This is a genomic window from Holdemanella porci (genome assembly GCF_019052655.1).
GTDB lineage: Bacteria > Bacillota_I > Bacilli_A > Erysipelotrichales > Erysipelotrichaceae > Holdemanella > Holdemanella hominis.
Genome location: NZ_JAHQVB010000055.1, coordinates 1 through 13,559, shown reverse-complemented (window position 1 = coordinate 13,559; position 13,559 = coordinate 1). Strand labels below are relative to the sequence as shown.

The following is a 13,559-nucleotide window of genomic DNA, read 5'->3' as shown; positions in this document are numbered from 1 at the left end:
TATAGCACTGCCTGTAATAATTTGTCACTTACCACCCATTTGCAAAAGAGGAGCTTACTAATAAAACTATATCGCCAAATTTTGATGTATTGTAAACACTCAGTATCAATGTAACTATTTTGACACTTTTGAAAAGGCAGTCATGAAGGTACAACAGCTCGCAAATGAATTGCCTATTGTCTGTCCGTTGGATGAAACCTTCACGAACGAAGTACTGGAACAACAGGTGTTTCCGAAAAGCACTGCCTCAAAGAGCGTAAAAACGCATTTCGAACTGTAACCACATCCGAAATAAACTGCTCAAGTTCAAATATTCCATGCTCAACGTTTAATCATCACAACTCAAATTTCAAACGGAAAGACCGTTTGATATAATCTAAGCAGCACGTCAAAAATGATTTTCCGCATCACATTTATAGCTCATTCAATTTTCATATTGCTACCGTTCTTACCGACTTAATTTAAATTTTGAAATTAGGTTATAAAATGCCTCAAGTGTCTTATTAAGAACAACTGCAATACCAAGAGAAATTATTGCAGATTCAATAAATGCCAGTAAATTGTTATTTGTAAATCTATTTAAAACAATTCCTATAATTCTTGAGTGAACCAAATAAAATTCCCAAGAAAACCTACCTACATTTTCGTAAAATTTAGAAAAAAAGCTATTTTCATACGTGTAAATTATAACTAACATGACAAATAAAATACCCGTTAAAGTATCAAATATAAATCGTTGGTATCTCATCATAGAGCAAAAAATCAAAACAATTAATAAAAGAACTGCTAGTTTTCTATGATATAATAATTTAGAAATCACCTCTAAAACTTTTTCTTTATGCATTGCAAATAAGACACCAAATGCAAACATAAATGCTGTATTATACCACATAATAAGCTGATTACTTGCAATGCAACATACCACAAATATTGCCTCACAAATAAATAGAACCTTTACAACAGATTTCTTTTTAGTTAATGCAATATAAAATACAGCATAATTAAATATAATTGCCGCCAAAAACCAATCCTGCCAAAAGAAAGCGCTTTCAACCAGGCCTTGTAACAACGTTCTACCAGCTAGGTATCCAAATACAAATACTACAATGACTCTCGGTATGATTAGCCTTTTAATTTTTTTTCTCCAGTAATTTTTTTTCCACCCGTCTTGCTTTTTTTTTGCTTGAACCATAGTGGCATAACCTGAAATAAAAAGGAACACTGAAACACCTAAAAATCCTAAAAATGTGTGATTGTTATAAAATGCACATCTTATCTGGGCAAAATGATGGATGTATACTAATAAAATTGCAACTCCTTTAAGTGCTATTGTCTGTTCAACTGAAAAAAACATTACTTCCTTTTTATTGCAAGAAAATCGGATAGAACATACCAGGAAAAACATAATCCCTAGCACTAAAACTATATCACTCATTATCTTTCCTTCCCTTTATCTCAAAATTCACATTTCGAGAATATTTTTTTCGATAATTCTAATGGATCTGATTCTTTCCTCCTTCATCCTTTGACTAATGGATGAATAGTCAAACGTTTCATGAAGGTTGTCATGTGATAAAACAAATTCTTTATGAATACCAAGAGTAGAATATAAAGTTTCAAACCTGCTTTGCATCGAAATATTAGCGTCTTTTCTTAGTATATTTCTAAACGGTTTTTTAAAAATAATAGAAAAAATCGTGCCATGATAGGAATCTGTAAAAACAAACTTTGCATGCTTTATTATATATAAAAAATCTGCCGGCGATGTTACATACCATTTAGAATTCTTATTTAAGGAAACTACTTCTAGATTATTCTCAGATGCAAATTGATAAATAAAATTTGTTTCAGTCTTAGAACCCAAAACATAATCTACAATGTAATTTTCTGGCAAACTCATTTTGGGTTCTTTCATAATAGTTTCCCAAAAAGATTCACCTACGATAATTGTCGGGTCTGAAATAACATCAACTTTTTTCCCACATAAGTTCATAATCAAGCGTTGAGCCCCTATTTCTCGCACAGTAATCTTAGGTATTCCTTCCAAATACTTTTTATACAATAATTTTTTGTCTTCAGGTATATCATCAATTGAAAAACTCGCTGCAAGCGATGCTCTCTTGCTATTCGATATAAACGTCAAAAAATTGTTTTCGCTTACCCATGCCGAATAAGGATTCCATACTTGATCGCTTCCAGCTACCACTAAATCAAATTCGTTCTCAATCTCAGTCGAATCAATTCCCACATATAATTTTTTTCTATAAAAATTTATATACTCATTATTAAAGCGCCCAAAAGCTCTCTGTCTACAGTATTCTACAAAACTTGAAGCAGGGTGAATTGCTGCCTTCATTGTTCTTTTTATAAAGTTTTTAATACCATAATCGGGTCTTCTAATAATAAAAGTCTCCACATTATGGCCATATTCTTCAAAAATATGTTGCACTGCTAGATTTTGTAAACGCTGCCCATAATTAGTTCCATCAGTAAAAGTTACAACTCCGATATTCATACTCATCTACCTCCCTCTTTTTTTCAAGAACAAACTTAATTGGCAATAAAGAAAAAACAGACCATATAGCCACTATGTTGTCATAAGCAATTTGACAATACACAAACAGGAAAACAAAATAGATGAAAAATATTGCAAATCCTATAAAGTTGATCCTGTCATATACTATCTTGGTAAGCTGATACGTGTAATAACAAATTAAAGTTAAAACGAACCAGATTCCCATTAAACATATTAGTGTACCCATACTAGCTTGACCAAAATGCCGAAATCCCATTGCACCGCCTTGACAAACAAAGTAATTACCTATTCCTCGACCTAATTCCCAACCATTTAAATTGTCAAGTCCATATAATATCATCGCAAATCTCTCGTCACTTCCATTTGCAGCAACTCCCATTTCCATTGCTGACGATGCCATATCCATCTTATCGAACAAATTATCATCAATAAACACACGCACAGCTTCGTTGGAATTGTATAGAAAAACAATGAACAGAAATAAAATAACACCCCACAATAAGTACTTAAATACAGTATTCCAGGATACAGTTAACTTATTAACATCTAAACCAGAAGACAAAATAAAAAGCGCAATTCCAATAGGCAAAACAAAGAAAAATGCCTGATTATAATTTTCTATAGATATATAGCAGCAAAATATAATGCAAGCGATTAAATATATAAGCAACGGAGTTTTTTTCAATTCAGAAACTTCATATTTCCAATATGCCATGTTATAAAGTATGACAAAGGTCATAAATAATGATAACTGATGAGTACCACTATATCCAAGCAACCCAGCTATTAAATCCTCATACATAGGATTTACTGTTCCAGCAGCATTAACGCCAATCATAAAACCTGTACCTTGTAATTGAATCAAAAGCACTATCACATTAACCAGAAAATATCCATTTACTATCCAAAATCCTTTCTTAAAATAGCGTATAAAATCATCTGAATATCTTCTACAAAAATACTCCAAAAACATTATACAGGCTATTGGATATGTCAACATAATGATGTTGCTGCGAACATTATCAAATGTTCCTCCTAATACAAGAACATTAGCCATGATTTGTAGTATAAGAAAACCAATTATTAGCATTCCTCCTTGATTTTTAGCATAATGCCAAAAGTATCGAAGCAATGAAACCATGCACAAAATCAGCAAAAGCTTGTTTCCTATTTGTTCTTTACCATAAAACTTAAGAAATATCAACTGAACAAATATCATAAACAATGTAAAGAAATCTATATTTTTTTTTACATATAAACTCATTATTATCTCCTCTACCCCGGTATTTTACCAAGATGATACAAAATATTCAGTAGTTTAGTCGCCACAAAGTCATGTAGCTTGAGATTTATACAACCACTAACCATTGTATTTCGGTTCATTTTTTTAAGCGAATATTCAACGATTTCATCATTTTCTTTCAAATAATAAGCTCCGCCATCGCACTTTATTCTAAAATCGTTTATTCTTTCTCTAAGTACTTCTTTATCACCTAACAGTTGATATAGCTCATTCACATCTTCTAATATTATGCCACACCGTCTTCCCTCTACTTGATTGGTGATATTTCCGCTAACACGATTTGTTATAATATATAAATTGGCGGATAAACTTTCATAAAATGTGTAAGAATAAGTCTCTGGCCATTTTGCCCATAACAATGCCACCTGTATATCATTGTCTCTTAATGATTTTGTCATTGCACTTAAATTTCCTGGAGAATACTGTATTTTTACTTTCTCCATGTTCTGGTACTCTTCATCAGAACTATTAAAAACAACAAAGCGATAATCTTCCTTGTAGTTCTCAACCATCATTTCCCATTGCTTCCATCCTTTATGCTCTGCTGGCATTCCGAGAAAGGCAATGCTAATCTTTTTACAGCTTGATAACGGCTTCAAATTCTCTCGATATTTTCCAATTTCCTTTTGATGTTTTATTACTATTGTTTGCCCTCTAAATTCGGGATATGACTCTAACCATATATTTTTAGTAGCTTCTGATGGGGAGACCACTAAAATTCTTTTTTTATATTTAACTAGCAGATCTTGAATTTGATCTACTCTTGGCTTACTTCTATCATAAAATCTACAGTCATTGCACTTACTAGGACACATCTTTTGGGGTCCACAGTAAGATTCACCATTCTTCAATAGTGTATAATTCCAACATACTGTATAATAATCATGCAAATATAATTTAATTGGCACTGCACGAATATGACTCAACAACTTATCAATTTGCTTAAGTTTCACATACAATAAATGATGCAAATGAATGTCAATCAAATTTTTTCCCTGATCATCCCAACTTTTTATCAAGTTAATAATCTGTTCTATAGAATAAATCCCGCTATATTCGCCATTAATAACAAGGCCGTAATAACAAAAGGCAGTTATTTTTTCTTGAAATAGATATTTTTTTACAACAAATAAATTTACATATCCCACATTTTTATTGTTGAACATTTTTTGATGCTCCATTAGAACTTTCGCCATACCACTTATTCCTTTTAGGTAATTAGCAAAAGAAATAGAAAGTACATACTCTTTTTGTGTAAAACTTTTTTTACTCATACTCACTTCTCCACATTTAAAGACTACTTGTAACAACCAAAAGTACATGAAAACACTTCTGTTTAAAATTCATTGCACTCATATCAGCGTGTACAAGATATTTAAATTTTGAAAAAATACTATTCTTGTAATCTTTCAGAAGCTTTGTATACTCATAAAATTCCCTATTAAAGTTTTCATTTTGCTTCATGGCATTTAACATCTCTTCTGCTGTTATTGCCGCAGAAAATTTTGTTTTATTAAATATCCAAGCTAATCTTCCTTTCCAATTTCGAAATTTGGAAATTCCAGCTCCTACCGAATTGTTCTCATGTTGTCTATAAAGTAGTTTAGAGTCTTTATCATATAACATAACACCATAGCAGGATGCGATCAGCGCAATCCAATAGTCATGCATTGCTAATTCTTTTGGTGGATTTAAACTTACAATAATATTCTGTAAGTCTTTATTCCATACCATAGTACAGCCAAAAATATCTGAACATCTGGATAATATCTGTGTATACTTGGTAGCAATACAATCCGAAAGCAATTTATCCTGCAGGATAGTATTACTATCTTTGGCCGGTGTTAAATTGCTACAATATGCAGCAGGTCCATCAGACCGAGCAGAAATAAAATTGATTGCATCACCTATTTTATTGAGATTCCATATATCATCCTGATCAGCAAAGGCATAGTAGTCAGCTTCCCCACAATGGTAAACTAAGTCCATAAAGCTCTTTGCCGGTCCAAGATTTTCTCCAGAATAAAAATCTATTGAAAATTTTCTTTTCAATCTTTTTACAATTTCAATCGTGTTATCTTTTGAACCATCGTCTCGTATTAACAGATGTATTTCATGTTTTTTTTGAGAAAATATACTCTTAATCTGTTCCTCTATGAATTTTTCTCCATTATATGTGGACATTAATATTTCTATTCTTTCCATATAATCCTCTCATTTCATAAAAGCAAATAACATCTCGCACCATTTATTATCTGGCAATTTTTCTATTAGCTTTCTAAATATATATACCACACTAATACAGACTACTAGCGTAATTGTCGTTAGAATAACAGATCCCGTAACAGTTGTTCTTATAACTTCATGTGTCCCCTCTACAACAAATTTTGTCACTACGGCATCATAAACGAAAAATAACACCCTTTTTATCGGTTCATGAAATGCCATGATTATCATTGAGGATTGCCCCAAGTATTCTATCAGTCTATTAGAAGAAATAACTTTAGATACAATTAGAACTGCCGTTATACCACAAATACCTTCTAAAAAGTATAAAACATATGATTTTCCAAATTGCAAATTAAATAAGCTGACATCACCATTTACAAAAGATAGGACTATACATACAATTGCAGTAATTCCAAATACTAAACCACAGTTTACTTTTTTTGAATTTATAATGTAATCATTTGCTTTCATTCCAGCTGTCATCCAAGAACAACCAGTCAGTACTCTTATACTATTAACATACACTTCATTTAATAATACTATATTCAATTTGTACACATACTGTCTAAATAACAATCCAACTATCACCAATAACGCAAAAAATAGAAATACAACTCTCTTTGCATTCGTACTTTTTATATATGGCATAATAAAAGAAATTATCATGTATGAAAAAAACATTACTGGTAGAAACCATATTGGCCCAACATCTAATTCCCTAAATCTATATTCGAAAATATACCAATATAACACTAGAATAATCCTATACTCGAAAAAAGGTAGGATGAGATTTGTAAATTTCTTCTTGATGTATTGTTTATTAATTATGTTTTTTCCACAATTTCTATTGATAATCCATCCGCCTAGAAAGAAAAACAGTGGCATGTGAAAAGAATAAATAATTCGTATTAAATTTTCATTACGAGTTACATGTCCTAATACAACCAGGATTATTCCAATTCCTTTCGCAACATCGATCCAACACTCTCTTCCTTTCACTTTATCTGTCATTATTTTCCCCTACTATGATAGCTTTATACATTTCTTCAACTGTACACGGCTCACGCAAACCCAAGTTTAAATATGCTTCAGAAAACTCTTTATTTTTTCTCTTTGCATCTGTATAACTTCCTACAATTTTTGCGGGCACCCCTGCTACTATACTATCGTCAGGAACATCCTTCGTAACAATTGCTCCAGCAGCCACGATACAATTATCCCCAATTGTAACTCCATAATTGATAATTGCATCTGCACCTACATACACATTATTTCCAATTTCAACTTTTCCGAAGCGGCAAAGATACTGATCTGTTTTTTCTTCATGATTAAACACAGTATTCAATGCACTATGGGTTACAATTCTTACGCCTGCCGAAATGGCCACATTGTCATGAAAATAGACCAGAAACGGTTCTGCAGGCAGTATATTCGACTGGAAATAGCAATTTTCACCCACTGCGCCAAACATTCCGCGCTTTTTTATGTAGGCCATCTTCTTCCATCCATCACGGATCGTCAGCATGTGTATCTGCCGCCAATAACGGCGAAATTTATCATATACTTTATAAAGTCCCACCTATCGCTACCTCCTTACTTTTTATAGTTCAACATTCCCTTTACATTAAATACGATTCTTTCCCAAGTGATTTTCTTCCTATTAAACCACAGTACCTTCGCATAGTATTTTACTTTACTGCGGCGGCTTCTTTTCAAGATCAAGTCAGAAGTCAGCTTAAATGGCTTATCAGTTGTAGTATCTGCATAAATTAGATAATCTTTTTGCTCATTGTACTCTTTAATGGCAAAAGTTGTCGGGCGGCACCAGTAGTGCAAGTACATATACTCTTCATCCTTTATTTTACCATGATCCAAATAATGGCGAAGAAGAGTTCCATTGTGCCATGTAAAGACCTGATGTTCATTTTTGTACGCATCCTCTTCCTTACCCCAGTCAAGGAAGAAGCCATAATCATATTTCAGCAGGTTTGCGAAATCAATTTTTTTATAGACTGGAATTTGAAGTGCCTCGTAGATGTCATCCATACCCGGCTCATCGAATGCAAAGCCCTTATCGACTGAATAGACATCCCGATAGTACATCTTTCCTTCAATATGTGTTCTATAGCGAGTACACTCCTCAGGTGTATTCTTATAGAGATTGGAGTGTCCATTGAAACCAACTTTTTCATATTGACCGAGAACTTCATCCGTATAAAATTTGCGGATATTACCCCAAACCAGATCTATATCACAATGTCCCCAGAAATCATAGTCTTTCAGCTCGTCTGCAAAAATCTCACCATACGCCGGCTTGAAATCACAGAGCTTATACGGACGCTCCAGGAAAATTGGGAAATCATAAATTGCCTGAGCCTTTTTCTTCATCTGATCGAACGTCCAATATGTAACCTTTACATTTTCTGGGTAATCATAAGGCGTTTTATCATCTGTAAAAATCAGCCAGTCAATCGATGGGTTACACTTACAGCTTAACAGCCAGAATTGAAACCCCTTTGGAAACTTTCCAAAATAGGGTACAACATACGCTATTGAATACATTTTATCCTCCATAATCTTATCATTTTTTAACTTCCAAGAACTGTTCTACCCTTTGTTTTGTAGAAAGTTTGTATCTGTATTTCATGCAGTTTTCAATATACATTTTACTATTAGAAACCACATCATTCAAATCGGATTCATCCCACTGTTTCTTCGCAATGCCAAGTTGATAATCTTTGATATAGGTGGAATTTAGCGGAACATCTGTTGTGACAATAGGCGTTCCAACTGCAATCGCTTCTACGATGGAAATCATATTGTTGTCTTTCACTGTATTAACAAGCAATGCCCTTGACTTAGACAAAATCGGGAGCAGTTCATCGTGTGTCATCTTTCCAGTGAAAATTACATTCGGAGCGATTTCCAGAGCCTGTGCCATACTCTGAAGTTTTTCCTTCAGCTCTCCTTCTCCTATAATATATAATCGGCATGTAGTATTGTACTGATCCAGATACTTGACAAACTTTTCAAGGATTCCATCGATTTTCTTTCGTTCAATCAGTTGCGAACAAACCACGAAACAGTTATCTTTCTCAGTAGATGCTTTAAACTTATCGAGGTTGACGCCGTGATCAATTACATTTATATCTGTATTTATGCAGTATTTCTTCACAAAGTTCCTTGCCTCTACTGAACGTGCAACAACCTTTGCGTTTTGCATGAAGAGTCTTGCTATAACTCCATACCAGATCTTTGAGGGAATTCTCTTCATAATGGCATTATGCTTTGCAAGTTCATGCCAGACAATTGTCTTGTCTGGTGCAGCTCGATATGCCATCAACGAATTCAGTGAGAATACTTCGCTTGTAATAATCAAATCGTATTCTGTACGATGTTGTTTTACATACTGATACGTCTCTGGCATAAACGGCAAGCAGTGCGGCATGCAGACTTTTTGGCACTTACACTTCCACCACAGTATCTCAAATGGATATGTTTCACTTTTTGTCGGTTTGAACGGCTCTCCTCCAACTAGCGTTACAGAATGACCCATTTCATGGAACGCTAAGCAAAAATCATACATCATTGTGTCTTTTATTGATGCAGCTCTTTTTATATTTTTTGTTTCCGATGTATACATAATCGGATTAATAACAAGTACTTTCATTAAATATCTCCTATCATCTATTGACAGAAGACATTTAGTTACTTAATCAATCAAATTACTGTGCTTAACTCCATCGTAAATGTAAGAACAATCCACCCGGTGTGCACACTGTTGCAAGAACTTTATGTCTTGATTTGCGAATCAAATCGACAACTTTGACTCCCGCAAATCTCCCATATACAATATACTGTAGTCCACCCTTGATTCTATATCTTGTCTTTAAGTCGAACTCCATGAATTCCTCTGCTCGATGCATACATCCTATTGGCGATGCAATATTATGCTTACGCCGATTATTGGTTAATCCATCTTAAAGATAATTTCCGACGTAAATGGCTTTATTAATATGCACCATCTCATATGTTCTAGCCATTCTAACCCAAACAAGATCTTCCCCAAGGAATTTCTCATTTGGATATTCGGGAAAAGGGAATTCCTTTAAACAATCTGTTTTGAACACCTCTGCTTTATCTGCGCCAGTGTCATCACCGTTTACACGCACGTCAATATAGGAACCTATTTTTTCATCCACATCAAACTTCTTGCCATTGACTTTACCATCGGGGAACGCTCTAAGAAACGCGTATCCACAGATATTATTCTGTGACCTATATTTCTTGTGAATCTTCAGTATTGACTCAACCGCATCATCTGTCACACAGTCATCCGAATCAACTATAAAGATAAGTTCGCTGCAAATGGTATGTATTCCTACATTTAAAGCAGTGTGTTTTCCACCATTACTCTTATAGATATATCGTATTGGAAAATTACTTTTTTCTTGTAAGTGAGTAATTAAATCTTTCGTACCATCAGTACTTCCGTCATCAACTACAAGCCACTCAAAATCTTTTACAGTTTGCTTTTGTAGTGATTCCCAGAGGCTTTGCAATCTCCCCACCCCGATTAAATGTAGGGGTTAAAACTGTTATCATCATACTTCATTGACTTCCTTACTTTGTCTCCATCTGCTGTGCGATATCAGCATCTACAATTTCTTCACCAGTCTTATGCTTCAATTGTTCTTTAGATGCTTCACTCAAGCCATTATTGATTACACAATTCATGTCACAAGTAGAACATTTATCCAATTCTTCTTTAGTCACTTTTCCCTCACGATAATCTCTACATACTTTTAGTTCATACATACTATAAGGATGTTTAGTAAATAAAGCCTTAAATTTATGAACTAATACCCAAGAAGCTGGTTTCCAAATATATTTATGCATTGCAGGAGATACAGAACCAATCATCCAACAATCACGATCACAACAACGTACTTTTGAACGAACCTTCTCAGCTTCAGGACTATTCCACAATTCATCCCAAGATTGATTGTTTAAATTTCCCATTACTTCTTTATCCTTAGTTCCATTACAAGGCATTACATCTCCATATGGATCAATAAAGAAAGTATCAAAACTCATATCACATGGCAACAAACGCTTTTGTCCATAAATATAGTTAATTAAACCATGATTAAAATATGCACGGAACCATTTCTTAGGACTATTACTACGAAGAAGTTCATTTACTAAATTTTCAAAATTCTTTGCGACCATAGGACGATCATGAATAATATTCTTAGCTTCAACAAAATAAAAACTATTATGCAATGAAGCTGTCGCAAATTCCATTCCCATTTCATTAGAAATGTTATATAAAGGAACTAAATCAGGAGCATTTTTATCCTGTACAGTCATACCAAATCCAACATCCTTCATACCCATTTCACGAAGTTTCTTCAATGTAGTATATCCACGCTGATATCCATTTTGTAAACCACGGATTTCATTATTTGTTTGTTCTAAACCTTCAATAGAAATACGAATACCAATTTGAGGAAATTCCTTACACAAATCTACAATACGATCCGTAAAGAATCCATTCGTTGAAATAACAATTCGATCTGACTTTTTATATAATTCACGTACAATATCTTTTAAATCTGTACGAATGAATGGTTCACCACCAGTAATATTAGTAAAATACATCTTTGGCAACTTTTTAATTGTTTCAATACTGATTTCTTCCTCAATTTTTGAAGGTGCCTTGTAACGATTACACATAGAACAACGTGCATTGCAACGATATGTAACGATAACAGTACCATTTAATTTTTTTTCTTTAGACATGATTAACTCTCTCTTTCATACATATAATAAATTTTTCTAGTCCCACTTTTGCGATGCAGGAAAAAACAATAGCCAATACAAGGGTCAAAATTGCTGTCATTCCATACGAAAATGCATTTACGCCAAATATGTGAGTTATCTTTACTCTCTCTAAAATCCGATAAATCATCATATGGCTCAAGTAAACCTCGAAGCTAGTAGAACTTAGTTTTTTTATCAGCTTGTTTTCTCCTAGCTTTCCGTCGGTAGTTATCGCAAAGATTATAATTGCCACAGAAAAAGCGGCCATAAACAAGTCATTTTGACTTAGAAAATAATATGCAATAGCCGTTATCGCGAGAATTATAACTGCAACAATTCTATTATTCTTCAGCCGCACTAGCTCATCTCGATAAAGATAAATCAGGCCACCCGCCATGAAAAATATCGCACTGTACAGGATATTTTCTCTCTCCATAAAATTCCCCATTACATGTTGCTCATCAAAAAAGTACAACTGACAGAGAATGTTATAAATTCCAGCAATAATAAAACCCAACCATGCTCTTTTCTTTTGAAACAGCAAAAAGCAGAAAAATGGAAATAACAAGTAAAAAACAAATATCACTGCCAAAGTCCAACTCACACCTACAACAGAAATCTGTGGGTTTGGCAATAATCCCTGCAACATTGTAAGATTTGCAAAAAATTCGTATACACTATTTGCGCTTGGAGACATCACAACATCCAGAATGCAGAGCAATGCAAAGAATGGCCATAGTTTTTTATATCGGCGTTTATAGAATGCTTCTATATTAATTGTTCCTGCTTTGAATTTCTCATAATATCCGCAACACATTCCAAAGGCACTTACCATCATAAACAGAATGGTAAAATTGCCTGCCGTTCCGATAACTTTTTCGAATAAAAATCCGTTTAGACCGTAATTCCCATTTGCAAGTACATGCATTAGAACAATGCCCGCAATTGCTATAACACGAACCACATCCAAACCTGGATAATGATTACTTGCTATTTTTCTTTCATCCCTATTCATTCTCTCCACCATACACCATCACAATTTTTTCGTAATACTCATCAATGGTGTCAAAACTGATATCCTTACAGTTCTTGCTATACTGCTCACACAGCTTCTTATCACCCCAGAGCTCTTCTATCTTTTCTTTCAAGTCTTTCCCGTTACCACTCTCAAACAATTCACCAGTTTTATTAACTTGAATTAATTCTGGGATCCCACCGATATTAGCTCCTAATACTGGTGTTCCATGCATTTGTGATTCCATAACTGAGAATGGACAATTCTCATACCATTCGGATGGATAAATAGAAAATCTTGCTTCACGAATAAGCTTTTCCAATGCTTCACCCTTTTGGAAACCTACATTTTTGATATTCCCAATTCCATTAATACTTTCTTCTAATGGACCAGTTCCTGCAAATACAAATTGTACATCTGGTAATTCTTTACATACTTGAATAAGTGTACCAATACCTTTCTCTTCAGAGAAACGTCCAAAATATAGTACGTATTCCTTTTTTACAGTCTCTTTCCATTCAACTTTATCTATAAAGTTATGCATTGTTACTGTCTTTGTTGCGAATAATGGATTACTATCCATCTTATTTTTCATAGGCTCTGTCACAACAAATGGTTGATTTTTGACGAGAAATAGCGTATAATAATAG

General features: G+C 33.8%; 14 protein-coding genes. All 14 read right to left on the bottom strand.

Features of this window, described 5'->3' with window-relative positions; all coding sequences use genetic code 11:
- Positions 1–448 precede the first annotated feature (448 nt).
- Positions 449–1,435, bottom strand: a complete 987-nt coding sequence (locus KTQ83_RS09385) for an acyltransferase family protein (protein ID WP_217256634.1) — start codon at positions 1,433–1,435, stop codon at positions 449–451.
- A 27-nt stretch (positions 1,436–1,462) separates the two neighbouring features.
- On the bottom strand, positions 1,463–2,515 hold the full coding sequence (locus tag KTQ83_RS09380) for a polysaccharide pyruvyl transferase family protein (RefSeq protein WP_217256633.1): 1,053 nt from the start codon (positions 2,513–2,515) through the stop codon (positions 1,463–1,465).
- Positions 2,487–3,800, bottom strand: a complete 1,314-nt coding sequence (locus KTQ83_RS09375) for a hypothetical protein (RefSeq protein ID WP_217256632.1) — start codon at positions 3,798–3,800, stop codon at positions 2,487–2,489. Before KTQ83_RS09375 ends, KTQ83_RS09380 begins: the two co-directional genes overlap by 29 nt.
- Before the next feature lie 11 nt (positions 3,801–3,811).
- Complete coding sequence (locus KTQ83_RS09370) at positions 3,812–5,113, bottom strand: glycosyltransferase family protein (RefSeq protein ID WP_217256631.1); 1,302 nt, start codon at positions 5,111–5,113, stop codon at positions 3,812–3,814.
- A 16-nt stretch (positions 5,114–5,129) separates the two neighbouring features.
- Positions 5,130–6,044, bottom strand: coding sequence for a glycosyltransferase (locus tag KTQ83_RS09365; protein WP_217256630.1), 915 nt, complete (start codon positions 6,042–6,044; stop codon positions 5,130–5,132).
- Between the two features lie 9 nt (positions 6,045–6,053).
- Entirely contained in the window at positions 6,054–7,079 is a 1,026-nt protein-coding gene (locus tag KTQ83_RS09360) for an acyltransferase family protein (protein ID WP_217256629.1), read from the bottom strand.
- Positions 7,069–7,647, bottom strand: coding sequence for an acyltransferase (locus KTQ83_RS12570; protein WP_342367252.1), 579 nt, complete (start codon positions 7,645–7,647; stop codon positions 7,069–7,071). The genes KTQ83_RS09360 and KTQ83_RS12570 overlap by 11 nt, the downstream gene beginning before the upstream one ends.
- Before the next feature lie 14 nt (positions 7,648–7,661).
- Entirely contained in the window at positions 7,662–8,630 is a 969-nt protein-coding gene (locus KTQ83_RS09350; RefSeq protein ID WP_217256628.1) for a DUF6625 family protein, read from the bottom strand.
- A 19-nt stretch (positions 8,631–8,649) separates the two neighbouring features.
- Positions 8,650–9,738, bottom strand: coding sequence for a glycosyltransferase (locus tag KTQ83_RS09345; RefSeq protein ID WP_217285037.1), 1,089 nt, complete (start codon positions 9,736–9,738; stop codon positions 8,650–8,652).
- Between the two features lie 64 nt (positions 9,739–9,802).
- Positions 9,803–9,994: a hypothetical protein gene (locus KTQ83_RS09340; RefSeq protein ID WP_217256626.1), complete on the bottom strand. Its 192-nt coding sequence runs from the start codon at positions 9,992–9,994 to the stop codon at positions 9,803–9,805.
- A 54-nt stretch (positions 9,995–10,048) separates the two neighbouring features.
- Positions 10,049–10,630, bottom strand: coding sequence for a glycosyltransferase family 2 protein (locus KTQ83_RS09335; protein WP_217256625.1), 582 nt, complete (start codon positions 10,628–10,630; stop codon positions 10,049–10,051).
- A gap of 61 nt (positions 10,631–10,691) precedes the next feature.
- Positions 10,692–11,873, bottom strand: coding sequence for a radical SAM protein (locus KTQ83_RS09330; RefSeq protein WP_217256624.1), 1,182 nt, complete (start codon positions 11,871–11,873; stop codon positions 10,692–10,694).
- Positions 11,866–12,909 (bottom strand): acyltransferase family protein, encoded by a 1,044-nt coding sequence (locus tag KTQ83_RS09325; protein ID WP_217256623.1) that lies wholly within the window; start codon positions 12,907–12,909, stop codon positions 11,866–11,868. Before KTQ83_RS09325 ends, KTQ83_RS09330 begins: the two co-directional genes overlap by 8 nt.
- On the bottom strand, positions 12,902–13,559 hold a 658-nt coding region (locus tag KTQ83_RS09320; protein WP_217256622.1), incomplete at its 5' end, for a glycosyltransferase family 4 protein. The genes KTQ83_RS09325 and KTQ83_RS09320, both read right to left, overlap by 8 nt.